Source organism: Dactylosporangium sp. CA-152071, assembly GCF_050936335.1.
Lineage (GTDB): Bacteria > Actinomycetota > Actinomycetes > Mycobacteriales > Micromonosporaceae > Dactylosporangium > Dactylosporangium maewongense.
Window position 1 is genome coordinate 4,156,290 of the sequence record NZ_JBNJMZ010000001.1, and the last position, 23,191, is coordinate 4,179,480.

The window sequence follows — 23,191 nt, forward strand, 5'->3', positions numbered from 1 at the left end:
CCGCACATGAGCCGTAAGAGCCGCACATGAGCCGCAAGCCAGCACCGCCGCAGACGACCGGCGTCGCGGAACAGCACGAAGCGCTGCCGGACGGCATGCGCACCGCGGTCGACGACTTCGCCCGCCACCTCGCCGCTGAGCGCAACCGCTCCGAGCACACCGTCCGCGCGTACGTCGGCGACGTCGTCTCCCTGCTCGACCACGCCTCCCGCGCCGGCGCGACCGCCCCGGGCGAGCTGACGCTGGCGGTGCTGCGCGGCTGGCTCGCCCGCCGGCGCGCGGCCGGCGCCGCCCGTGCCAGCCTGGCCAGGCACGCCGCCGCCGCGCGGACGTTCACCGCCTGGGCCCACCGCGAGGGCCTGCTCGCCACCGACCCGGGCCAGCGCCTCGCCAGCCCGAAGGCGCACCGCGACCTGCCGACCGTGCTGCGCGCCGACCAGGCCGAGACGCTCGTGACCGCCCCCGCGGGCCGCGACGACGCCGTGGGGCTGCGCGACCGGCTGGTGCTGGAGCTGCTGTACGCCACCGGCATCCGGGTCAGCGAGCTGTGCGGCCTGGACGTCGGCGACGTCGACCGGATGCGCCGCGTCGTGCGGGTCATCGGCAAGGGTGACAAGGAACGCGCGGTGCCCTACGGGCTGCCCGCCGAGCAGGCGCTGACCGAGTGGCTGCGCAGCGGCCGCCCGGCCCTCGCCGGCCCCGCGAGCGGCGCGGCGCTGCTCCTCGGCGCGCGCGGCGGCCGCCTGCAGCCCGCGGCCGCCCGGCGCCTCGTCGACGGGCACGCCAGGGCGACCGGCCTGCCGCACACCTCCCCGCACGACCTGCGCCACTCCGCCGCGACCCACCTGCTCGAGGGCGGCGCCGATCTGCGCTCGGTGCAGGAGCTGCTGGGGCACGCCTCGCTGGCCAGCACCCAGATCTACACCCACGTGTCGATCGAGCGGCTCCGGTCCGCGTACGAGCAGGCCCACCCCCGCGCCTGACTCCGGCAACGCGACCCGGAAGTGCGGCGCAGGACCTTAAGATCGTGGATATGTCCGCTCCGGAGCCGATTCCCGGCGCACGCCTGCTGTTCTCCAACGACGCGGCGGTCGCGCAGCTCAACCACGGCTCCTTCGGCCTGGTGCCGATCCCGGTGCAGCGGGCCCAGCAGCGGCTGCGCGACGAGGTCGAGGCCAACCCGCCACGGTTCTTCAGCGTCGGCCTGGAGGAGCGCATCGCGCACGTGCGCCGGCACCTCGCCGCGTTCGTCGGCGCCGACCCCGACCTGACGGCCCTCGTCGACAACGCCACGACCGGCACGTCCACGGTCCTCGCCGCGCTCGGCGGCGGCGGCGATGGCGGCGATGGCGGGAGCCTCGGCAGCGGCGACGAGATCGTCACCACCGACCACGGCTACGGCGCCGTCGACCTCGCCGTGGACGCCTTCTGCCGCCGGACCGGCGCGAGCCGGAGGGTGGCCCGCATGCCGCTCGCCCCCGACGACGACGCCGCGGTCGATGCGGTCCTCGACGCCGTCACCGGCAGGACGCGGCTGGTGGTCGTCGACCACATCACCGCGGCGACCGCGCGGGTCCTGCCGGTCCGCAGGATCGTCGAGGCGGTCCGCGGCCGCGCCGGCGAGCGGGCCGCGGTCCTGGTCGACGCGGCGCACGCGCCCGGCATCCTGCCCGACCCGGTCGCCGGCATCGACGCCGACTTCTGGGTCGGCAACCTGCACAAGTGGGCCTACGCACCCCGCGGCACGGCACTGCTGTCGGTGGCGCCGCGCTGGCGGGAGCGGCTCCAGTCGCTGGTCGTGTCCTGGAACCAGGACGCCGGCTTCCCCGACAGCCTGGAGTGGCTGGGCGCGCGCGACTACACGCCGTGGCTCGCCGCGCCGACGGGCCTCTTCGTGCTGCGCTCCCTCGGCCTCGACGCGGTGCACCGGCACAACACCGCGCTCGCCGAGCACGGCCAGGCACTGCTCGCCGAGGCCCTCGGCGAGGCCGTGCCGCCGCGGACCGGGCTGCCGATGACCGTCGTGCCGCTGCCGCAGGGCGCGGTGACGGAGCCCGCGGCGGCCACCGCCCTGCGCCGCAGGATCTCCGACGAGCTCGCCACCGAGGTCGGGCTCGCCGCCTGGCGCGGCCGCGGCTACCTGCGACTGTCGGCGCAGGTCTACAACCGCGAGGACGACTTCCAGCGCCTCGTGGAGGGCCTGCCCAAGCTGCTGCGCCGCTAGCGCGGCAGGAGCCGGACCCGGCCGCGGCGCAGCAGCGTCAGCGGGTCGAGATACACCTCCCCGGAGCGCAGCCCCCAGTGCAGGCAGGCGGCCGCCGGGCAGCCGGCGTGGCCGGGCCGCAGCGTGCCGAGCGGGGTGCCGGCGGAGACGACGGTGCCGGCCTTCACGGAGGGGTCCACGGGCTCGTAGGTCGTGCGCAGCCCGCCCGGGTGCGACACGCTCACCACCGGCCGCCCGGCGACCATCCCGGCGAACGCGACCACCCCGGGGCCCGCGCTGTGCACCACGGCGTCCGGGGAGCCGCGCAGATCCACGCCGCGATGTCCGGCACCATACGGTCCGGGTGGCGGCTCGAACCGGCGGACCACCGCCACCGGCGGCCCCAGCGGCCAGCGAAACGCCCCCGGGCCACCGTCGGGCACCGCCGGTGCGGCACGCGCGGGAGCGCCAGGGGCGACAGCGGGAACAGCGAACGACAGCGCTACCAGTACCAGCGCCAAGAAGCGGAACGGCATGCGACGAAGCTATGCCGATCCCACCCGCCCCCTCACCCGCCGGCCCACCGACCTGTGGACAACAGAGGCCTTGTGGACAAGCGGGCGGGCAGCATCAGCCTCCGAAGCCGTTGTCGGGCAGCGAGATGTCGGGCTTCTCCAGCTCCTCGACGTTGACGTCCTTGAAGGTCATCACCCGGACGTTCTTCACGAACCGGGCAGGACGATACATGTCCCAGACCCACGCGTCGTGCATCTCGACCTCGAAGTAGACCTCGCCGTCGGAGTTGCGCACGTGCAGATCGACCTGGTTGGCCAGGTAGAACCGGCGCTCGGTCTCCACCACGTACGAGAACTGGCGGACGATGTCGCGATACTCCCGGTAGAGCTGGAGCTCCATCTCGGTTTCGTACTTCTCGAGATCCTCGGCGCTCATCGCGGTCCGCCTTCCATAGCCACATTGTCGCCCACTTGCGCCGGCACCGTCGCGGCCTCGCCGGGCGCCACGCCGACGTTACCGCGCCTTTGCCTCCGCTGCCCCACCGCCGCCACGTTCGCGTAGGAGAAACGATGCTCGGTGCACGGCCCGTGCGCAACGAGCGCCGCCTGGTGCACCGGCGTGCAATACCCTTTGTGCTCGTCGAAGCCGTATTCAGGGTGCGTGGCGTGCAGCCCCCGCATGATCCGGTCCCTGGTGACCTTCGCCACCACGCTCGCCGCCGCCACACAGGCGGCGACCTGGTCACCCTTCCACACGGCGAGGCCGGGCGTGCCGAGCCCGTCGACCCGGAAGCCGTCGGTGAGGGCGTAGTCGGGGCGCTCGGCGAGGCCGGCCAGGGCGCGCCGCATGCCGGCGAGGTTGGACACGTGCAGCCCCCGGCGGTCGATCTCACCCGGCGGGATGATCACCACGGACCAGGCGAGGGCCCGGGCGACGACCTCGGCGTAGATCCGCTCCCGGGCGGCGGCGGTGAGCAGCTTCGAGTCGTTGAGCTCGTCGATCTCGCCGCGGCGGCCCTGCGGGAGGATGACCGCGGCCACCACGAGCGGCCCGGCGCAGGCGCCCCGGCCGGCCTCGTCGGCGCCGGCGACCCGCTCGAAGCCGCGCCGCTGCAGCGCCCGCTCCAGGGCCCACAGCCCGGCGGCTCGGTGCACGACGGTGCGGGGAGGCGCCAGCATCACGCCACCTCCCGCAGCAGGGACGGCAGGTCCGGCGGGTAGAAGCGCTCGCCCGAGCTGGACAGCGCGTCGACGGACCACCACCGGGCCTCGTCGATGCAGCCCTGCTCCACCTCGTTGAGCCGGGACAGGTCGACCGCCGTGGAAACAGCACGGGCCACGAAGAACGACTGCTCCTGCGAGAACCACGAACCGTCGAACGGGAACGACACCGTGTCGCTGCGCACCGGGCCGACCAGGTCCGCCGCCGCGAACAGCAGCCCGGTCTCCTCGAACAGCTCCCGCACGGCGGCGTCCAGCAGCGTCTCGCCCGGCTCCACGCCGCCGCCCACGGTGAACCAGTACGTGTGAGACGGGCGCGCGGGGTCCCACCCGTGCAGCATGAGCACGCGGCCGTCCGGGTCGAGCAGGAGCACCCGCGCGGCCCGGCGGTCGATGTGTCGTCCCCCGCCGTGGGTCATACGACGAGATTACGACGTCTCACTTCGCAGTCGGCGCCGGCACCTTGTCGAAGGTCTCCGGCACGCTGAGCCATTTCGCCCTCGAGAAGGGCCAGAACACCACGAACGCCCTGCCCACGACGTTGTCCTCGGGGATCGTCGCCTGGACGGGGTCCTTGTACCGGACGAAGTTGTACCGCGAGTCGCCCGATCTCGACCGGTGGTCGCCCATCACCCACAGCCGCCCGGCCGGCACCGTGACGTCGAACTGCTCCTCGCTGGGGAGATCCTGCAGCCCGTTCTCGTCGGCGTAGATGTAGGTCTCGTCGAGGGCCTTGCCGTTGATGGTGATGCGCTGCTTGTCGTCGCAGCACACGACGTGGTCGCCGCCGGTCGCGATGACCCGCTTGATGAAGTCCTCCTCGGACGGGTCGTTGCGCCACGACGCGGGCGCCTCGAAGACGATCACCTCACCCCGGTGCGGGGAGCGGAAGTCGTAGACGAGCTTGTTGACGAGCACGCGGTCGCGGATGAGGAGGGTGTTCTCCATCGACTCGGACGGGATGTAGAACGTCTGAAGGACGAATGCCCGCACCACGACGGCGACGATGATCGCCACGCCCAGCAGCACTGGCAACTCGCGCCAAAACGTGTTGGGGCGCTTGGTCTGCTCGTCAATCACGCCCTGAAGGGTACGTGCTCGTCACCATTGGCGACGTCTCAACCGCTCCTGACGCGCCGAACGGGTCGAAACCGTGAGAGTTACCGCGAGTGGTGCAAGCACCATATCGGGCACCAAAGGTAAATCAGGCGTTCTGGTGACCCGCGGGCCGACCGAGGCCGAAGCGCTCTTCGGCACGTTCTTGAATGTGTCCGGCACCGGCAGCCAGGCCCACCGCCCGCTCGGCCACAGGATGACGAAGGCCCGGCCGATGACGTTGTCGATCGGCACCTGCCCCTGGCAGCGGGAGTCCTGCGAGACGCCGCGGTGGTCGCCCATCACGAACATCTGCCCCGGCTCGACCTTGATCGGGCCGAAGCGGCGCGCCGTGCACTGCTTCGGGTTGGGGGTGGCGTCCAGGGGCGAGTCCTCGTAGACATACGCGGACTCGTCCAGCGGGTAGCCGTTGACGAAGACGCGGCCCTGCACGTCGCAGCAGGAGACGGTGTCGCCGGGCAGGCCGATGACCCGTTTGATGAAGTCCTTCTCGCCGGGCTGGCTGAAGCCGACCAGGTCGCCGACCGTGCGGCCGAGCTCGGCGAAGAAGCCGGCATCCTTGTCGACCTGGTTCTCCGGCGCCCAGTTGGCCGGGCCCTCGAACACGACGACCTCGCCGCGCTGCGGCTCGCGGACGTCGTAGAGCACCTTGTTGACCAGCACCCGGTCGCCGACGAGGAGGGTGTTCTCCATCGAGCCGGACGGGATGAAGAACGCCTGCACGAGGAACGTGCGGATGAGCACCGCCAGGCAGAACGCGACGATCAGCAGCAGCGGCAGCTCCTGCCACAGCGGCATGTTCTTGCGCTTCTTGCGGACCTTGCTGCTCCACGAGGCGGCGGAGCTGTCGTCGTCGTAGGCGCCGCGGCGGCCGGCGGACGCGCCCCGGCCCCGGTACGAGCCCTGCTCGCCGGAGCGGCGGTCGTCGTAGCCGTCGCGGTCGTCGTACCCGCGGTCGTCATAGCCACGGTCGTCGTAGCCGCGGCGGTTGTAGCCGCGCGTGTCGTAACCCTGCGCGTCATGGCCGCGGTCGTCGCGGCCCCGCTGGTCATAGCCGCGGTCGTCGTAGCCGCGGTCGTCATTGCCCCCGCCGTCGCGCCCACGGTCGCCGTAGCCCTGGTCGGCGTAGCCCCGGTCCTCGAACGCGCGGTCGCGCACGACCGGCGGCTCGTCACGGTCCCACCGGCCCCGGCCGGAGTCGCGACTGCGGTCGCCGTGCGGGTCGTCCTCCCAGGACCGGGCGGGCCGGTTCCAGTCACCGCCGCGCTGATCGTCCCGGTCCGGGTCACCACCACGGTGCCGCCCCCAGGCGTCGAACGCCTGCTGGGACTGCCCCGCCTGCGTCTGCCCCCAGTAGTCGTGCTCCGGGTAGGTGTTGCCGCCGAAACCAGGACGCCCACGCTCCCCGCCCTCCTGATCCAGGGGGCGGCGGCGTGGGTGTATGTCATCGCCGCGATCGTCGTAACCATCGCGGCCGTAGTCGCTTGCCATCGGCGTCAGCCTAGAGGCACAAGACCAAAATGGGGAGCCCGGCGCCGGTTGACCGGAAAGCGAGCTTTCTGGCGAACGACGGCGAGGAGGGCCCGTGCACGGGTCCTCCTCGCCGGAAGTCGATCAGGGTGCGGCTCAGCCGACCTTGGTCTCGCGCTTCTCCTTGATCTTGGCCTTCTTGCCACGGAGGTCGCGCAGGTAGTAGAGCTTGGCCCGACGCACGTCACCGCGGGTGACGACCTCGATGCGGTCGACGGCGGGGCTGTTGACCGGGTAGGTGCGCTCGACGCCGACGCCGAAGCTCACCTTCCGGACCGAGAAGGTCTCGCGCAGGCCGTCGCCCTGGCGACGGATCACGACGCCCTGGAAGACCTGGACCCGGGACCGGTTGCCCTCGACGACCCGCGCGTGCACCTTGACGGTGTCACCGGCGCGGAAGCTCGGGAGATCGGTCCGCTGCGACATTGCGTCGAGCGCGTCCAGCGTGTTCATCGCGGCAGTTCCTCGTCACTCAAGGCACGCCCGAATCCATGGCGCGCGAACGTAAAGATGATCAGGAGGTGCGCAGGCATCAGCCCGCAGCAACCCCACTACTTTGCCACATCGACACCCGGAACCTGAAATCCGGTCCCCTCGAGCAGGTCCGGCCGTCGGGAAGCGGTGCGCCGCAGGCCTTCCTCGCGCCGCCAGCGGGCGATCTTGCCGTGGTCGCCGGAGCGCAGCACCTCGGGCACGTCCAGCCCCCGCCAGGTCGGCGGCTTCGTGTACATGGGCGCCTCCAGTACACCGGCGGCGTGCGACTCCTCCACCAGGGAGTCGGCGTTGCCGAGCACACCGGGCAGCAGCCGGGTCACCGCCTCCATGACGACCAGCACGGCGACCTCGCCGCCGAACAGGACGTAGTCGCCGAGCGAGACCTCGCTCACCCGCATCCGGGTGGCCGCGTGGTCGATCACCCGCTGGTCGATCCCCTCATATCGCCCACAAGCGAACAGAAGGTGCGGGTCCGAAGAAAACGCGCGTGCGAGGTCCTGTGTGAACGGCGCACCGGCGGGCGTGGGAACGACGAGATGCGTGGAAGGCGACGCGAGGTCGTCGAAGCACTGCCCCCACGGCTCGGGCCGCATCACCATGCCCGGACCGCCGCCATACGGCGTGTCGTCGACGGTGCGGTGCACGTCGTGCGTCCAGGTCCGCAGGTCGTGCACGGCGAGCTCGAGGATCCCGGTGCGGCGGGCCTTGCCGATGAGCGACAGGTCGAGCGGGGCGAGATACTCCGGGAAGATCGTGACGACGTCGACCCTCATAGGTCGAAGAGGCCTTCCGGCGGGGTGATGACGATCCGCCCACCCGGCACGTCGACCTCGGGCACGATCTCGCGGACGAACGGCACGAGGCCGGTCCGCCCGTCGACCAGCCGCACGACGAGCAGGTCGTGCGCCGGGGCGTGGTCGATGCGCAGCAGCTCGCCGACCTTCTCCCCCGCCGCGTCGACGATCGAGAGACCGACGAGGTCGTGGTCGTTGAACTCGTCGGGGTCCGTCGGGGCGGGGATGTCGGCGCTGTCGACGCAGAGCAGCACGCCGCGCATGTCCTCGGCGAGGTTGCGGTCGTAGATGCCCTCGAACACGACGAGCAGCCGGCCCTGGTGCGGGCGGACCGACTCGACGGTGAGGGTCGCCGGCGGGCGCCAGGCACCGGCCGGGACCTTCTGCAGATGCCGGACCGCCGTCGAGTCGGTCACCAGGACCGACCCGACGGCGAAACGATCTGCCGGATCATCCGTGCGGATGTCCACGACGACCTCGCCGCGGATGCCGTGCGCACGGAATATCTGACCGACGACGAGGAGCATGGATCAGTACGCGTCGACGATCTCGACGCGGACGCCGCGACCACCGATCGACGTGATCACCTGGCGCAGCGCCTTCGCGGTGCGGCCACCGCGACCGATCACCGTGCCGAGGTCCTCCGGGTTGACCCGGACCTCGAGGCGCTGACCGCGACGGGAGTCGACCATGCGGACGCGGACATCGTCAGGGTTGTCGACGATGCCCTTGACCAGGTGCTCCAGCGCGGGGCGCAACACGTCAGGCCTCCGCGCCGGCGCCGGCACCGGTCTGCTCCTCAGCCTGCGCGGCCGGGGCCTCGGCCGGAGCCTCGGCCTCGGTCTTCTTCTTGGGCTCGGCCTTCTTCGCCTTCGGCGCCTCGGCGAGACCGGCGGCGGCCTGCGCCTCGGCCTCGTAGGTGGCGCGGCGGTCGGCGGCGACGGCCTTGACCTTCAGCGGCTCGGCCGGCGCGGGCAGACCCTTGAACTTCTGCCAGTCACCGGTCTTGGAGAGGATCGCCTGCACGGCCTCGCTCGGCTGCGCGCCGACCGACAGCCAGTGCTGGACGCGCTCGGAGTTGACCTCGATGCGCGAGGGCTCCTCCTTCGGGTGGTAGAGCCCGACGAACTCGATCGCCCGACCGTCACGCTTGGTGCGCGAGTCGGCGATGACGATGCGGTACTGCGGGTTGCGGATCTTGCCCATCCGCAGGAGCCGGATCTTGACGGCCACTTGGTTGCTCGCTCCTGGATCTGTGTGGAAGCCGAGCGAACGTCCGGACACCGTGGGGATTGGCGCCTTCGGCTGCTCTGATGGAAAGGACCCGACGCCGGGTTAGAGGGCTCGACGCGAAACCTGATACCAGCAGTCCATTGTGCCAGACCCGCTACCCACCGCAAAAACCGCGGTCCCAACCCCGCGGAAGGTCCGGGACCGTCCAGTTCGCCGGCGGGGTGAAGTCGGTCCACGTGCCGTCGAACGGGAAGTCGCCCGCCTCGATCTCCTTCACGACCCGCTCACCCTCGGCCCGTACGAAGGCCTCGTCAGGCACCCAGTAGTGCTCCGGCAGCGCGAGGCGCTCCAGGAACTCCTCCTCGTCCTTCCAGTGCCAGGTCCGGTCCGGGGCCGCCACGATGTCGAGGTCCCAGTCGGTGACGTCGACGCCGGACGCGCCGTCCTCGTCGCTCCAGCGGACCGCCGGGCGCTCCAGGTTGACGTACCAGTTCTTGAAGCGGTCCCGCTCGTCGTGGAACCACCAGACCGAGTGCGCCGGGTCGCCGGGCCGGTGCAGCTTGAGCACGCCGGGCCCGTCCCAGGTGCCGTGCTTCAGCGCCGTGCCCCGGGTCACGAACTCGGCGAAGGGCATCGTGCGCATGCCGAAGCCGTCGCCGGAGACCTCGTTGACCACCGGGGTGCCCCGGGCGACCCACAGCAGCAGGCCGCGCTCGTCGTCGGAGACGACCCGGGCCGGCCGGACCCAGCCGATCCGGCCCAGGCGCACGTTGCGGTGCACGATGACCTGCCCGGGCGTGAACCTGACGCTCGGCGGCGCTGCGTCGGTCGGCCCCCGCTGAACGCTCAACGACGCTCCCTCGGTCGGTCCCAGCCCTCGGCGACGGGCGGGGGGATGCTCCAGCCGGCGGGCGGCCGGAAGTCGGTCCAGGTGCCGTCGAAGGGCCACGCGCCGGCCTCGATCGCCGGCACGACCTGCCGTCCCTGCTCCCAGACCGCCTCGGCGTCGCCCACCCAGTAGTGCTCGGGGAAGGCGAGGCGCTCGTTGAGCTCGTCCTCGTCCTTCCAGTCCCAGCGCCGGTCGGGCCAGACCCAGATGTCCAGGTCCTGGTCGGTCAGGTCGACGCCGGCCACGGCGCCGTCGTCCCACGTGACGGACGGCTCCTCCAGGTTGACGTACCAGGCCCGGAAGCGACCGGCGGGGTCGAACAGCCACCACACCGAGTACGCGGCGCCACGCGGGTTGAACTTGAGCGTGCTCGGCCCCCGGTACACATCCTGGATGATCTTCTTCGGCGCGAGCACCCACTCGGCGAAGGGCATGTCCTGCGGCCCCCGGCCGTCGGTGGTGACCTCGCGGATGAGCGGGCTGCCGGTCGCCATCCACAGGCGCAGCCCGAGCTCGTCGTCGGCGACGACCCTGGCCAGCGGCGCCCAGACGAGCGTGTCACGGGCGAAATGCCGGTGCAGCACGGCCCGTCCGGGGCTCAGCGTCACCTGACGACCCGGCCCTTGAGGACGATCCGGCGGGGCCGGAGCAGCTCCGTAAGGTCCGCGCGGGGGTCGCCGTCGTAGACCACCAGGTCGGCGAGGCCGCCCTCGACGAGGCCCGGGAAGCCCAGCCACTCGCGGGCACCCCAGGAGCCGGCCCGCAGCACGTCGAGCGCCGGCATGCCGGCCTCGCGGTGCAGGAGCAGCATCTCCTGGGCGGCGAGCCCGTGCGCGATGCCGCCACCGGCGTCACTGCCGACGTAGATCGGCACTCCCGCCTCGTGCGCCGCCCGCACCACCGATGGGAAACGGTCCCTCAGGTCGAGCATGTGCTGGGCGTACGCCGGGAACTTGGCGGAGGCGGTCGCGGCGATCCCGCCGAAGGTCGCGATGTTGATCATCGTCGGGACGAGCGCGGTCCGCTGCCGGGCCATGAGATCGATGTCGTCGAGCGACAGGCCGGTGCCGTGCTCGACGGAGTCGACGCCCGCGCGGACCAGCGCCGCGACGGACTCCTCGGCGAACGTGTGGACGGCCACGCGGGCACCGGCGGCGTGCGCGGCGGCGACCGCGCCGGCCATCGCGTCCAGGTCCCAGGCCGGGGCGAGGTCGCCGACGCCCCGGTCGATCCAGTCACCGACGAGCTTCACCCAGCCGTTGCCGAGCCCGGCCTGCCGGGTGACCTCCTCGGCGAGCGACGCGGCGCCGACCTCGACGCCGATGTCGCGCAGGTAGCGCTTCGGCGGCGCCACGTGCCGGCCCGCCCTGGCCAGCCGGGGCATCTCCGGGTCGTCGTCGAGCATCGGGTACGGGATGGGCGACCCCGCGTCACGGATCGCGAGCACGCCCTCGGCACGGTCGACCAGCGCCAGCTCCCGGGCGGCGTCGACGCCGGCGGACGGGTGCCCGCCCTGCGCGATGCCCAGGTGGCAGTGCGCGTCGACGAGCCCCGGCAGGACGAAGCCGCCGTCGGCGACGGTCACGGCACCCGGCACGGGTGACAGCGTCACCCGGTCGCCGACGAGCCAGATGTCGGTCTGCGTGTCGTCTGGGAGGAGAACGCCCCGGACGTGCAGCGCCTCAGGACTGTCCGTCACGCTTCTGCAGCTTCGAGAAGTCGAGCTTCGGCAGCTTGAAGCCGGCCGGCAGGCCCGCCGCATTCGGGTCCATGGCCGCCGGGTCGAAGCCGGGCGGCAGCTGCGGCACGCCGCCGAGCCGGGGCTGGCGGGCGCCGCCACCGCCGCTCTTGCCGCCCTTGCGCTTGTTCTTCGGCGACTTGGTGGCCTTGCGGCGCATGCCGGGCATGCCCATCATGCCGCTCATCTGCTTCATCATCTTCTGCGCGTCGGCGAAGCGGTTGAGCAGCTGGTTGACGTCGGTGACGGTGACGCCGGAGCCGTTGGCGATGCGCACCCGGCGCGACGCGTTGAGGATCTTGGGGTTGGTGCGCTCGCCGGGGGTCATCGAGCGGATGATCGCCGTGACCTTGTCGAAGTGCTTGTCGTCGATCTCGGCGATCTGGTCCTTCATCTGCCCCATGCCCGGCATCATGGCCAGCACGTTGGCGATCGGGCCCATCCGCCGCACGGCCTGCAGCTGCTCGAGGAAGTCCTCCAGGGTGAACGTCTCGCCGCCCATGAGCTTGGCGGCCATCCGCTCCTTCTGGTCGTCCTCGAAGGCGGCCTCGGCCTGCTCGATGAGCGTGAGCACGTCACCCATGCCGAGGATGCGCGAGGCCATCCGGTCGGGGTGGAAGACGTCGAAGTCCTCGAGCTTCTCACCGGTCGACGCGAACATGATCGGCTGGCCGGTGACGTGGCGGACGGAGAGCGCCGCACCACCGCGGGCGTCGCCGTCGAGCTTCGACAGGACGACACCGGTGATGCCGACGCCGTCGCGGAAGGCCTGGGCGGTGGTGACCGCGTCCTGACCGATCATCGCGTCGATGACGAAGATGACCTCGTCGGGGTCGACGGCGTCGCGGATGTCGGCGGCCTGCTGCATCATCTCGGCGTCGATGCCGAGCCGGCCGGCGGTGTCGACGATCACGATGTCGCGCATCTGGCGGCGGGCGTGCTCGATCGACTCGCGGGCGACGCTGACCGGGTCGCCGACGCCGTTGCCCGGCTGCGGCGCGTAGACCTCGACGCCGGCCCGGCCGCCGAGGACCTGCAGCTGGTTGACGGCATTGGGGCGCTGGAGGTCACAGGCGACGAGCAGCGGCTGGTGGCCCTGTGCCTTGAGCCAGCGGGCGAGCTTGCCCGCCAGGGTGGTCTTGCCGGAGCCCTGGAGGCCGGCGAGCATGATCACGGTCGGCGCGGTCTTGGCGAACTGCAGCCGGCGCGCCTCGCCGCCGAGCGTCGCGACCAGCTCCTCGTGGACGATCTTGATGACCTGCTGGGCCGGGTTGAGGGCCTTGGACACCTCGGCGCCGCGGGCGCGCTCCTTGAGCCGGGCGATGAAGTCCTTCACCACCGGCAGCGCGACGTCGGCCTCGAGCAGCGCGAGGCGGATCTCCCGCGCGGTGGCGTCGACATCCGCCTCGGTGAGCCGACCCTTGCCCTTCAGCTTCGTGAAGATGCCGGAGAGCCGATCACTCAGGGTGTCAAACACGACGAATCCGTCCTCGAGGTAGGCGCTGCTGCAAAGGGTAACCGACGCTACCCGGGCGTCGCCGCCTGCAGCACCGCGTCCGCCACCCGGGCGCGGTCGTCCGCGGACAGCTCCCCGGCCAGGTAGAAGGCGTCGACGACCTCGCCGCCGAGGGTCGAGATGCGGGCCGAGCGCACGTCGGCGCCGACGTCCTCCAGGGCGTGCGCGACCCGGAAGAGCAGTCCCGGGGTGTCGGAGGCGCGCAGCTCCAGGACGGTGGCGGCGGTGGCGGCGCTCGCCGGCTGCCACACCACGCGCGGCGGGACGGTGTTGCGCTGCCTGGCGGAGCGCTCCCGGGCCGCGAGCCGCTCGGCGACGGGCAGCTCGCCCAGCACGGCGCGGCGCAGGTCGCTGGCGACCGCCTCCCGGTCGACCTCCCCGCCGTACCGCGGCTGGACGGCGCAGACCATCCTGGCCAGGTCACCCGTGCTGACCGTGTCGGCGGCCACCACGTCGAGGCGGTGCAGCGACAGGCAGCCGGCCACCGCGGCGAGCAGCCCGCGCCGGTCCTGCGCGGTCACCGACACGACGTCGGTGTCGACGTGCACCGCGGGCAGCTTCCCGGCGACGGGCAGCGCGGCGGCCGGCGACGGCGGCGCCGCGACCACCCCGGTGTCCAGGGCCCGCTCGACGTGCCGGACCAGCTCGGTGATGAGCCGGCCCTTCCAGTCGGACCAGGCGGCGGGCCCGGTCGCGGCGGCGTCGGCGCGGGCGAGCGAGTGCAGCACGGCCAGGGTCGAGTGGTCGCCGACGGCCCCGGCGACCCCGGCGATCGTCCGCGGGTCGCTGAGGTCGCGGCGGGTCGCCGTGTCCGGCAGCAGCAGGTGCAGCCGGACGACCCTCTCGACCAGGTCGACGTCGATGGGCGGCAGGCCGAGGCGGGCGGCGATGTCGGCGGCGATCGGCGCGCCGACGGTGCTGTGGTCGCCGGGCAGGCCCTTGCCGATGTCGTGCAGCAGGCCGCAGAGCACCAGCAGGTCGGGGCGGTCGACGTCGCGGGACAGCTTCGCGGCGTGCCGGGCGGTCTCGACCAGGTGCCGGTCGACGGTGAACAGGTGCACCGGGTTGTGCTGGGGGAGGCTGCGGATCCGGGCCCACTCGGGCAGCCAGTTCACGACCAGCCCGTACCGGTCGCACGCCTCCCAGATCGAGATCATCGACGGGCCGCTGCCCAGGAGCGTGAGCAGGGCGTCGCGGGCCGGCGCCGGCCACGGCTGCGGCATCGGCGCGGCGAACTGGCCGAGCCACTCCAGCGTCGCGTGCGCGATCGGCAGGTCGGCGCGGGCCGCGGCGGCGGCGACGCGCAGCGGCAGCGACGGGTCGGGCCGCGGCGTCACGGCCGCCCGAGCGAGGACGACCTCGCCGTGCTGCTCGACGACGTCTCGGGCGAGGGGGCGGCGCCCGGCGTGGCCGCGGGTGGCCGGCGAGGACCAGCGCTCGACCGCGCGCCAGGCGTCGTCGCTGGCGTAGGCGATGGTGCGGGCCGCCTCCGCGATGCGCCGCAGCACCTCGTCACGGTCGCCGAGGTCGAGCAGCTCGGCGACCTCGTCGCGGTCCTGGGCGAGCAGCCGGTCGACGCGGCGCCCCCGCACGGCGTGCAGCGCGTCGCGGACGTCGAGGAGGGTGCGGTACGCGCCGCGAACCGCCGGCCGGGGACCGTCGGCGACGCCGGCGAAGCCGATGCCGCGCAGCACGCCCACGTCGCGCAGGCCGCCCCGGGACTCCTTGACGTCGCCTTCGAGCAGGAAGGCCAGCTCGCCGTGGGCGTCCCAGCGGGCCTGGGTGAGCGCGCGCAGCGCGGGCAGCAGGTGCCGGGCCTCGCGCCGCCACTGCGCGACGGCGTCGGCGTGCAGGCGGTCCAGCAGGCGGCCGTCGCCGGCGACGAGCCGGGCGTCGAGCAGCCCGAGCGCCACCTTCAGGTCTTTCTGGGCCAGCTCCAGGGCCTGCTCGGGGGTCCGGGTGGAGTGGTCGAGCGCGAACTTGGCGTCCCAGATCTGGTACCACATCCGCGTGCCGACCTCGTCCGCGGCCCCGGCGGCCCCGGCGGCCCCGGCGGAGTGGAGCAGGACGAGATCGAGGTCGCTGCGCGGGGCGCATTCGCGGCGGCCGAGGCCGCCGACGGCGACCAGCGCGGCGCCTTCAGCGGCACCGCCCGCCGACGTGTAGACATCCGCGAGCCAGGAGTCGAGGGCCGCCGAGCGCGAGGCTCGCGCGGCGGCGCCCGCCCCGGTGGAAAGAACCGGGGCGGGCGCCGGAAGTTGCGTCACGTGTGCCGGCTACAGCGCGTCGAGGCCGCGCTCGCCGGTGCGGACCCGGATGACCTCGTCGACCGAGGTGACCCAGACCTTGCCGTCACCGATCTTGCCGGTGCGGGCGGCGGTGACGATGGCGTCCACGACCTTCTCGAAGTCCAGCTCGTCGGTGACGATCTCGACGCGGATCTTCGGGACGAACTCCACCGTGTACTCCGCACCGCGGTAGACCTCGGTGTGGCCCTTCTGACGCCCGTATCCCTGAACCTCGCTCACGGTCAGGCCGGCCACGCCAAGCGCGTGCAGGGCCTCTTTCACCGCGTCGAGCTGATACGGCTTGATGACCGCGGTCACCAGCTTCATGCCCATTCCCTCCGTCATCCCTCGACGCTAACCGACAACTTTTTCCACCGGGGCCGGCGCCGCCGGTGCCGCCGGTGCACTTGCGCTACCACCGATCCCCGCCAGGGCGAAGGCACCGGCCGAACCGCCACCACCACCCGGGTTGTTGAGATCGTAGCCACTCTCGGCGTGCTCCGAGATGTCGATGCCCTCGACCTCGGCCTCGGCGCTGATCCGGAACCCGATCGTCTTCTCGATGATGAAGGCGAGGACGAAGGCGATCGCGAAGGAGTAGACCGTGACGATGGCGCTCGCCCCGGCCTGCGCGCCGAGCTGGGCCGCGCCGCCGCCGAAGAACAGGCCGTCCTTGGCGCCGACGACGTCGGTGATCGCCGAGTTGATGTCCGAGTTGGCGAAGAAGCCCAGCGCCAGGGAGCCGAGCCAGCCGCCGACGAAGTGGACGCCCACGACGTCGAGCGAGTCGTCGAAGCCGAAGCGGTACTTGAGGCTCACCGCGAGGGCGCAGACGATACCGGCGGCCAGGCCGAGCAGGACCGCGGCCCACGAGTCGATGAAGCCACAGGCGGGGGTGATCGCGACCAGACCGGCGATGGCGCCGGACGAGGCACCGACCAGGGTCGGCTTCCGGTCACGGATCCACTCGACGATGACCCAGCCGAGCACCGCTGCGGCGGTCGCGACCTGGGTGTTGACGAACGCGAGGCCGGTCACGCCGTCGACCGTGAGCTCGGAGCCCGCGTTGAAGCCGAACCAGCCGAACCACAGCAGACCGGCGCCGAGGGCGACGAACGGCACGTTGTGCGGCTTCATGCTCTCCCGCGGCCAGCCGATGCGCTTGCCGAGGACCAGCGCCACGCCGAGCGCTGCCGCACCGGCGTTGATGTGGACGGCGGTGCCACCGGCGAAGTCGAGCGGGTGCAGCTTCTGGAAGATCCAGCCGCCGCCCCACACGTTGTGGGCGACGGGGAAGTAGACGAGCGTGGCCCAGCCGAACGCGAACAGCAGCCAGCCGGCGAACTTGGCCCGGTCGGCGATCGCGCCGCTGATCAGGGCGACCGTGATGACGGCGAACGTCATCTGGAAGACCATGAAGACGTAGGTCGGGATGCCGATGCCGGACGGGTTCTCGTCCGTGGCGCCCCAGAACAGGTCCGTGTAGGTCTTGGAGCCCATGTAGTCGCCGAGGTTACCGATGAAGCCACCCAGGCTGTCCGTGCCGAACGAGGCCGAGAAGCCGTAGAACAGCCAGAGAATGCTGACGAGCCCGATGGTCGAGAAGCTCATCATCATCATGTTGAGGACGCCCTTGGAACGGTTCAGGCCACCATAGAACAGTGCCAGACCCGGCGTCATGAGCAGCACAAGCGCTGTCGAAACCAGCAACCAAGCGGTGTTGCCGGTATCGATGGTCGCTTCAGGCACGCTGGCCTCCTAGTAGTCGAGATCCTCCCTCCCGACCTGAAGAAGCAGCGTCGCCCTTCCAGCCGGTTGCGCGAGAGCTTCCAGGGCTCACGTTTCGCGCACCGGCGCTGAGCGATTTCTAAGGCGTCACGTCATGTTTCCAGCGTGTGAAGAAACGCTCACACACACAAATAGCCCTATCGAAGGGCGTATTCGAGCGTGTGCCGTTCATAGTCGATGAGCCGCAGGTCACGGACCGGACGACGGAGATGTCCCTTGTGCACGATCCGCACGAAAGCGGGGTCTCCCGCGGCCGCCATGCGTCGAATTCCCTCGATGTGATCGACGATCCGTTTCCGGATGACGCGCACGAGGCGGTGCCGGTCACGCGGGGTCAGCCCATACGCGTCGGCGAACATGCGCAGCCGCCGCGGCCGGTTCGGCCGCTTCCAGCCGAGCGTGTAGGAGTCGCGGTCGGAGAAGAGCGGCACCCAGGTCCACGCGGCATAGGCGACGTCGTAGATCCTGGCGCCCGGCGAGGCGAGGTCGAAGTCGATCAGCGACAGCGTCCCGTCGGGCCGCCAGATCACGTTGTGCGGCGCCGCGTCGTGGTGGCAGATGACCTCGGTGTCCGGCGGCGGCGGGCCGAAGGAGCGCCACACCGCGTTGGGCGCCGGGCGGAACCCGGCCTGCGCGTCGTGGAACATCCGCAGCATGGTCGCCACGGTGACCATCGCCTCGTCGGTCACCCAGTGCGGGGCGAGCGGATAGCTACCCGGCTCGCCCTCCAGGTAGGACAGGACCTCGCGGCCCCGCTCGTCGATGCCGAACGCCCGAGGCGCGCCGGTGAACCCGACATACTCCAGGTGCCGCAGCAGCGCATGCACCGCCGGCGTCCAGGGTCCGGCGTTGCGGCGCACGGTGTCTCCCGAGCGCACCACGACGGAGGTGTTTCCGCCGTGGAGGGGGATCTCCTGCTGCGTCACGTGTCGTCCTTCGCGTCCCGATCGAGCTTCGCCTTGCCGAGCTTTTCCGACTGTGCTTCCGTCGAGGTTACGCGTCCGTGCCAACGAGTGCGTCGACGAACTGCCGGGCATCGAAGGGCGCCAGATCGTCGGGGCCCTCGCCGAGGCCGACCAGCTTCACCGGGATGCCCAGTTTGCGCTGGACGGCGATGACGATCCCGCCCTTGGCGGTGCCGTCGAGCTTGGTGAGCACCACACCCGTGACATCGACCACCTCGGTGAACACCCGCGCCTGCTCCAGCCCGTTCTGCCCGGTGGTGGCGTCGAGGATCAGCAGGGTCTCGTCGACCGGCCCGTGCTTCTCCACGACGCGCTTGACCTTGCCCAGCTCGTCCATCAGGCCGACCTTGTTCTGCAGCCGGCCGGCGGTGTCGATCAGCACGGTGTCCACACTCGTATCGATACCCCGTTTGACCGCGTCGAACGCCACCGACGCCGGATCCGCACCCTCCGGGCCGCGGACCACCTCGGCGCCCACCCGGCTGCCCCAGGTCGCGAGCTGCTCGGTGGCGGCGGCGCGGAACGTGTCGGCCGCGCCCAGCAGCACCGTGTGACCGTCGGCGATCAGCACCCGCGCGATCTTGCCGCAGGTGGTGGTCTTGCCGGCGCCGTTGACGCCGACGACGAGCAGCACCGCCGGGCGCCCGTCGCGGGCGGTGGCGGCGAGGCTGCGGTCCAGGTCCGGCTGCAGGGCGGTGACCAGCTCGTCGGCGAGCATCCCGCGCAGCTCCGAGGCGGTCGCGGTGCCGTGCACCCGGGCCCGCTCGCGCAGCTTCCCGACGATCTCCGTGGTCGCGGCGACGCCGACGTCGGCGCCGATCAGGGTCTCCTCGACCTCGTCCCAGGTGTCGTCGTCGAGCTTGTCCCGCGACAGCAGCGCGAGCAGCCCCTTGCCGAACACGTTCTGCGAGCGCGACAGCCTGGCCCGCAGCCGCACCAGCCGCCCGGCGGTCGGCTCGGGCACCTCGACCGGCGGGACCTCGACGGGCGGCGGGGCCTCGACCACCGGCGGCGGCGCCTCCACGGTCGGCGGCGGCGCCTGCACGACGGGCGGCGGAGCCTTCACCGGCGGCGGCACGGTCTTCACCGGCGGCGCCTTCGGCGGGGCGGGCGGCACCTGCTTGGTGGGAGGTGTGACGGTCGGCTTCTGCGCCGGTGGGAGGGTCGGTGGCTTGCGGAAACGGGGCGCTACCAGCGCGAGGGTCGCCCCGATCACCACGACGAGCAGCACCAGGCCGAAGACGATGTACGACTCCATGGCAGGAATCCTCCCAGACGACGCGCTCCGGGGCCTGCAGTGGCGCCAGGTCGGCCCACGCAGGATCATCTTCAGTGCACCACCGAAGCACCACCCGAAGCACCCCCCGTACTGTTCGCCCCTGCCCCGAAGCGCCCCAGCGGCGTCCTGGAGGTCAACAGACATGCCGGACGACGACCCCTCCCAGTCGCTCGACCAGGACCACGGCCCGCTGCTGCTGGGACCCGTGCTCCGCCGCGTCGAGGGCGACCGCGCCACGATCTGGGTGGAGACGTCACACCCGGCGACCGTCGAGGTCGACGCCGCGCCCGCCGGCGGATCCGCCCGCACCTTCACCGTCCACGGGCACCACTACGCCCTGGTCGTGGTGTCCGGGCTGCCGGAGGACGCGGTCACGCCGTACAGGGTGAGCATCGACGGCACGGTGGTCTGGCCGCCGCCGGACAGCGACGCACCGCCCTCGGCGATCCGCACGCGGCCCTCGGGCGCGCCGGTCCGGCTGATCTTCGGCTCCTGCCGCGAGTCGAGCCCACTGAGCGTGACCCGGTTCCCACCCGACGCGCTGGACGCCTACGCGGGGCGGCTCATCGAGTCGATCAACGCCGACGCGCCCACCGAGTGGCCCGACATGCTCGTGCTGCTCGGCGACCAGGTGTACGCGGACGAGACCCCCGAGAAGATCCAGAAGTGGCTCCGCCGCCGCAAGCGCCGCGCCGACGCGCCGAAGAAGCAGGTGGTGGACTACCACGAATACACGAAGCTCTACCTCGACTCGTGGGGCGACCCGGAGATCCGCTGGCTGCTGTCCACCGTCCCGAGCGTGATGATCTTCGACGACCACGAGATCATCGACGACTGGAACACCTCCGACCGGTGGCGCGCCAAGATGGCCGACCTGTCCTGGTGGGAGCAGCGCATCCAGGCCGGCCTCTCCTCCTACTGGGTCTACCAGCACCTGGGCAACATCGCGCCCAGCGGCCTCGACGACGACTTCGTCTATGCCGCGGTCATGCGGGCCGGCGGCGACGCCACCGGGGTCCTGGACGCCTTCGGCACCCGCGCGGACCACGAGCCCGCCGCGTACCGGTGGAGCTACGCCATCGACATCGACCGCACCCGGCTGATCGTGGTCGACAACCGCGCCGCCCGCGTGCTGGAGCGCGGCCACCGGGCGATGCTGCGGCAGTCGGAGTGGCAGTGGCTCACCGAGCGGATCCCCGGCGACTACGACCACCTGCTGATCGGCTCCTCGCTGCCGTGGCTGCTGCCGCCGGCGATCCACCACCTGGAGGCCGCCACCGAGCGGATCGCCGAGTCGCCACGTGACTGGGTGTCGAAGTTCGGCGAGAAGCTCCGCCAGGCGGTCGACCTGGAGCACTGGGCGGCCTTCTCGCGGTCGTTCGACGGCCTCACCGAGCTGCTGAGCAAGGTCGGCGCGGGCCAGGGCGGCGTCTCGCCGCCCCCGGCATCGATCAGCGTGCTGTCGGGTGACGTTCACCACTCCTACGCCGCCCGGGCGGACCTCGACAGCTCCGTGGTCAGCCCGGTGCACCAGCTGACCTGCTCGCCGGTCCACAACGACATGCCGAGGTACATCCGCCCGGCGATGAAGTTCGGCTGGAACCCGCCCGCCGCGAAGCTGATGCGGGCCCTCGCCCGCTCCGTGGGTCTGCCCCCGCCGCCGGTCCGCTGGGACAAGACCGCCGACCCGTACTTCGGCAACGCCGTCGGCGTGCTCCTGCTCGACGGCCGCTCCGCGCACGTCACGGTCGAGGGCACCCGCCCGGACAAGACCCTGGGCAAGGTCGCGTCGCTGCAGCTCAGCTGACCCTGCCCAGGGTCCTCGATCGGGTTCCCGGCTAGGCCGCGTACGCCTCCAGCTCGAAGATCCGGGCGGCGGTGTCGCTGTCGTTCGTCGGGGTGATCACGTTCAGGCGGAGATGTCGTGCCGTCCGCGGGGTGAACGTGTGCGTGGTGGTGTTCGCGGTGTTGCCCCGCACCTGGGCGACGGTCGTCCAGGTGTTGCCGTCCAGGCTGGTCTGCAGGTCGAAGTCCTTCGTGTTCCAGCTGGCCTTCTCGCCGCCCGCCCCCGAGTGTCGCAGGACGATCTTGCCGACCTGCTGGTTGGAGCCCAGGTCGACGCGCAGCCACTTGTTCGCGCCCAGCGCGCACCACTTGTCCGACAGGCCGCCGGTCCAGGTGCCGTTGACCGCCTTCGCCGGCGCCTCGGCCGCCGCGCACTGCGACGACGCCGTGGCCGCCTTGTTCAGGGCCAGGTTGGGCGCGGGCGCGGTGTCGGGCACGAAGAGCTTGATGTCGGTGAGGCTGGCGGAGCCCTCGTACACGTTGGTGTAGAGGTCACCGATCACGAACGAGTCAGGGTAGGCCGAGCCGGACGGCCACTGGTTGGGCCACGTGGTGCTGCCGAAGTCGTCGTTCTGCACCAGGTTGCCGTTGAACTGGCCGTTGTACCCGGCGGCCGTGGTGTTGTAGTGCCAGATCGGCACGTTGTTGACGACGAAGTCGCGGTGGAAGCGCAGCGTCCGCTGCCCGGAGCGGGCGAAGTTGCCGCTCGCCTCGAGCGTGTAGCCGGTCGCGTCGCGCTCGATCGCGAACGTGTAGTACTCGTTGGGCATGAGCTCCGGCTGAAGCTCCGCGGCGCTGGACAGCTGGTTCTCCGCGGCGCCGCCGGAGCAGCTGGTCATGAACCACTGGGAGTTGCCGGGCAGGCCGCCGGCACCCGGGTTCCAGTTGGGCATGCCGGAGATCCACATGTTGACGGTGTTGAAGTTGCCGTCGCGGTAGTTGTAGTACGTGTTGTTCGCGGCGTTGCAGACCCGGCCGCCGGTGCCGGACCCGACCCGGTCGGGGTGCTGGGAGAACGAGTCCATCAGCACCTTGCGGTGGTAGTGCCAGAAGTGGTTGTTGCGCGGCGCGGGGTTGGCGAAGTCGACGATCGACAGGAAGTGGAAGCCGTTGTACCCGTAGGGTCCGGCCCGCACGTCCTGCCACTCGCAGTAGGGCACCGACGCGTCGCCGCTCCAGCCGGGGCTGTTGGAGCCCTCGCCCCACGGGTGCTGGGTCTTGCAGCCCGCGGTCGAGTAGCCGTTGACCCGGCCGTTGTAGTTGATGGTGCCGTTGCGCTTGCCGCCGAAGTCGATCGTCTTGAGCTTGTACTCGATGCGGTACTGGTCGGGCAGCGCCTGCGTCGGGCGGAAGATCGCCCCACCGGTGCTCTCGGGCACGTTGAGGACCGCGGCGCTGGACCCGCCGACCGTGGCGGTGGTGATCGACGGCGGCGCCTCCAGCACGCCGTCCTTGTTGAAGTCGCGGGCCGACAGCGAGGCGGTGAGCCAGCCGTTCTGCCCGACGGTGAACTCCTTGCGGTAGGTGTCGAACGAGTTGAACTGCGTCGTCCAGGCGGGCCCGTAGTCGTTGCGGTACCACTGCCCGGCGTCGTCGGTGATGGTGTCGAACGGGTTGGCGTAGGTCTCGCGGACCCACGGCGCGTTGCCCGTGTTGATGGGCTGGGCGAAGTTCTCGGAGTAGAGCAGCCGCCAGGTCGGTGCCGCCGCGGCGGGGGCGGCCGGGATCGCGACCAGCGAACCGGCGACCAGGGCACCTACGAGCAGTCGTCTCATG

The 23,191-nt window shown here is 71.7% G+C and carries 24 protein-coding genes; 3 read left to right on the forward strand and 21 right to left on the reverse strand.

What is annotated here, in order from left to right; genetic code table 11:
• Nucleotides 1–26 precede the first annotated feature (26 nt).
• Nucleotides 27–983: a tyrosine recombinase XerC gene (locus tag ACQEVZ_RS18565; protein ID WP_433368046.1), complete on the forward strand. Its 957-nt coding sequence runs from the start codon at nucleotides 27–29 to the stop codon at nucleotides 981–983.
• Nucleotides 984–1,033: 50 nt separating this feature from the next.
• Nucleotides 1,034–2,224: an aminotransferase class V-fold PLP-dependent enzyme gene (locus tag ACQEVZ_RS18570; RefSeq protein WP_433368049.1), complete on the forward strand. Its 1,191-nt coding sequence runs from the start codon at nucleotides 1,034–1,036 to the stop codon at nucleotides 2,222–2,224.
• Here ACQEVZ_RS18570 and ACQEVZ_RS18575 read toward each other — a convergent pair.
• From ACQEVZ_RS18575 to ftsY, 20 genes are all read right to left on the reverse strand, one after another.
• Nucleotides 2,221–2,739: a murein hydrolase activator EnvC family protein gene (locus tag ACQEVZ_RS18575; protein WP_344507935.1), complete on the reverse strand. Its 519-nt coding sequence runs from the start codon at nucleotides 2,737–2,739 to the stop codon at nucleotides 2,221–2,223. The genes ACQEVZ_RS18570 and ACQEVZ_RS18575 overlap by 4 nt on opposite strands.
• Nucleotides 2,740–2,833: 94 nt before the next feature.
• Nucleotides 2,834–3,154, reverse strand: coding sequence for a DUF2469 domain-containing protein (locus ACQEVZ_RS18580; protein ID WP_033357832.1), 321 nt, complete (start codon nucleotides 3,152–3,154; stop codon nucleotides 2,834–2,836).
• Complete coding sequence (locus ACQEVZ_RS18585; protein ID WP_433368054.1) at nucleotides 3,151–3,897, reverse strand: ribonuclease HII; 747 nt, start codon at nucleotides 3,895–3,897, stop codon at nucleotides 3,151–3,153. Before ACQEVZ_RS18585 ends, ACQEVZ_RS18580 begins: the two co-directional genes overlap by 4 nt.
• On the reverse strand, nucleotides 3,897–4,358 hold the full coding sequence (locus ACQEVZ_RS18590; RefSeq protein ID WP_433368057.1) for an NUDIX hydrolase: 462 nt from the start codon (nucleotides 4,356–4,358) through the stop codon (nucleotides 3,897–3,899). The genes ACQEVZ_RS18585 and ACQEVZ_RS18590 overlap by 1 nt, the downstream gene beginning before the upstream one ends.
• A gap of 19 nt (nucleotides 4,359–4,377) precedes the next feature.
• The gene (gene lepB / locus ACQEVZ_RS18595; RefSeq protein WP_344507940.1) at nucleotides 4,378–5,019 is read right to left on the reverse strand and encodes a signal peptidase I; all 642 of its coding nucleotides are present in this window, start codon (nucleotides 5,017–5,019) and stop codon (nucleotides 4,378–4,380) included.
• Nucleotides 5,020–5,040: 21 nt separating this feature from the next.
• A complete protein-coding gene (gene lepB, locus ACQEVZ_RS18600) occupies nucleotides 5,041–5,853 on the reverse strand; it encodes a signal peptidase I (protein WP_344508182.1) in 813 nt (270 codons plus the stop codon).
• 828 nt (nucleotides 5,854–6,681) lie between these two features.
• Complete coding sequence (gene rplS, locus ACQEVZ_RS18605) at nucleotides 6,682–7,038, reverse strand: 50S ribosomal protein L19 (protein WP_344507941.1); 357 nt, start codon at nucleotides 7,036–7,038, stop codon at nucleotides 6,682–6,684.
• A gap of 98 nt (nucleotides 7,039–7,136) precedes the next feature.
• Nucleotides 7,137–7,853, reverse strand: a complete 717-nt coding sequence (gene trmD, locus ACQEVZ_RS18610) for a tRNA (guanosine(37)-N1)-methyltransferase TrmD (RefSeq protein WP_433368062.1) — start codon at nucleotides 7,851–7,853, stop codon at nucleotides 7,137–7,139.
• A complete protein-coding gene (gene rimM, locus ACQEVZ_RS18615; RefSeq protein ID WP_360559629.1) occupies nucleotides 7,850–8,401 on the reverse strand; it encodes a ribosome maturation factor RimM in 552 nt (183 codons plus the stop codon). Before rimM ends, trmD begins: the two co-directional genes overlap by 4 nt.
• 3 nt (nucleotides 8,402–8,404) lie before the next feature.
• Nucleotides 8,405–8,662, reverse strand: coding sequence for an RNA-binding protein (locus ACQEVZ_RS18620; RefSeq protein ID WP_033357826.1), 258 nt, complete (start codon nucleotides 8,660–8,662; stop codon nucleotides 8,405–8,407).
• On the reverse strand, nucleotides 8,637–9,107 hold the full coding sequence (gene rpsP, locus ACQEVZ_RS18625; protein ID WP_360559628.1) for a 30S ribosomal protein S16: 471 nt from the start codon (nucleotides 9,105–9,107) through the stop codon (nucleotides 8,637–8,639). The genes ACQEVZ_RS18620 and rpsP overlap by 26 nt, the downstream gene beginning before the upstream one ends.
• A gap of 154 nt (nucleotides 9,108–9,261) precedes the next feature.
• Nucleotides 9,262–9,957 carry a DUF402 domain-containing protein gene (locus ACQEVZ_RS18630; RefSeq protein ID WP_433368067.1) on the reverse strand — a complete coding sequence of 232 codons (696 nt, stop codon included), beginning with the start codon at nucleotides 9,955–9,957 and terminating at the stop codon, nucleotides 9,262–9,264.
• The gene (locus ACQEVZ_RS18635; RefSeq protein WP_433368070.1) at nucleotides 9,954–10,604 is read right to left on the reverse strand and encodes a DUF402 domain-containing protein; all 651 of its coding nucleotides are present in this window, start codon (nucleotides 10,602–10,604) and stop codon (nucleotides 9,954–9,956) included. Before ACQEVZ_RS18635 ends, ACQEVZ_RS18630 begins: the two co-directional genes overlap by 4 nt.
• Entirely contained in the window at nucleotides 10,601–11,695 is a 1,095-nt protein-coding gene (locus ACQEVZ_RS18640; protein WP_433368073.1) for an amidohydrolase family protein, read from the reverse strand. The genes ACQEVZ_RS18635 and ACQEVZ_RS18640 overlap by 4 nt, the downstream gene beginning before the upstream one ends.
• On the reverse strand, nucleotides 11,679–13,211 hold the full coding sequence (ffh, locus tag ACQEVZ_RS18645) for a signal recognition particle protein (RefSeq protein WP_360559625.1): 1,533 nt from the start codon (nucleotides 13,209–13,211) through the stop codon (nucleotides 11,679–11,681). The genes ACQEVZ_RS18640 and ffh overlap by 17 nt, the downstream gene beginning before the upstream one ends.
• 47 nt (nucleotides 13,212–13,258) lie before the next feature.
• Nucleotides 13,259–15,517: a [protein-PII] uridylyltransferase gene (locus ACQEVZ_RS18650; protein ID WP_354888746.1), complete on the reverse strand. Its 2,259-nt coding sequence runs from the start codon at nucleotides 15,515–15,517 to the stop codon at nucleotides 13,259–13,261.
• 9 nt (nucleotides 15,518–15,526) lie between these two features.
• Nucleotides 15,527–15,865, reverse strand: coding sequence for a P-II family nitrogen regulator (locus ACQEVZ_RS18655; RefSeq protein WP_033358035.1), 339 nt, complete (start codon nucleotides 15,863–15,865; stop codon nucleotides 15,527–15,529).
• Between the two features lie 27 nt (nucleotides 15,866–15,892).
• Complete coding sequence (locus ACQEVZ_RS18660) at nucleotides 15,893–17,287, reverse strand: ammonium transporter (protein ID WP_433368078.1); 1,395 nt, start codon at nucleotides 17,285–17,287, stop codon at nucleotides 15,893–15,895.
• A 176-nt stretch (nucleotides 17,288–17,463) separates the two neighbouring features.
• Nucleotides 17,464–18,363 (reverse strand): phosphotransferase enzyme family protein, encoded by a 900-nt coding sequence (locus ACQEVZ_RS18665; protein ID WP_433368081.1) that lies wholly within the window; start codon nucleotides 18,361–18,363, stop codon nucleotides 17,464–17,466.
• Nucleotides 18,320–19,549: a signal recognition particle-docking protein FtsY gene (ftsY, locus tag ACQEVZ_RS18670; RefSeq protein WP_433368084.1), complete on the reverse strand. Its 1,230-nt coding sequence runs from the start codon at nucleotides 19,547–19,549 to the stop codon at nucleotides 18,320–18,322. The genes ACQEVZ_RS18665 and ftsY overlap by 44 nt, the downstream gene beginning before the upstream one ends.
• Before the next feature lie 163 nt (nucleotides 19,550–19,712).
• Between ftsY and ACQEVZ_RS18675 the strand changes: the two genes are divergently transcribed.
• Nucleotides 19,713–21,377 (forward strand): alkaline phosphatase D family protein, encoded by a 1,665-nt coding sequence (locus ACQEVZ_RS18675; protein ID WP_433368087.1) that lies wholly within the window; start codon nucleotides 19,713–19,715, stop codon nucleotides 21,375–21,377.
• 31 nt (nucleotides 21,378–21,408) lie between these two features.
• On the opposite strand, the gene ACQEVZ_RS18680 is transcribed toward ACQEVZ_RS18675, so the two are convergent.
• Entirely contained in the window at nucleotides 21,409–23,190 is a 1,782-nt protein-coding gene (locus ACQEVZ_RS18680) for a discoidin domain-containing protein (RefSeq protein ID WP_433368090.1), read from the reverse strand.
• Nucleotide 23,191: the final 1 nt, after the last annotated feature.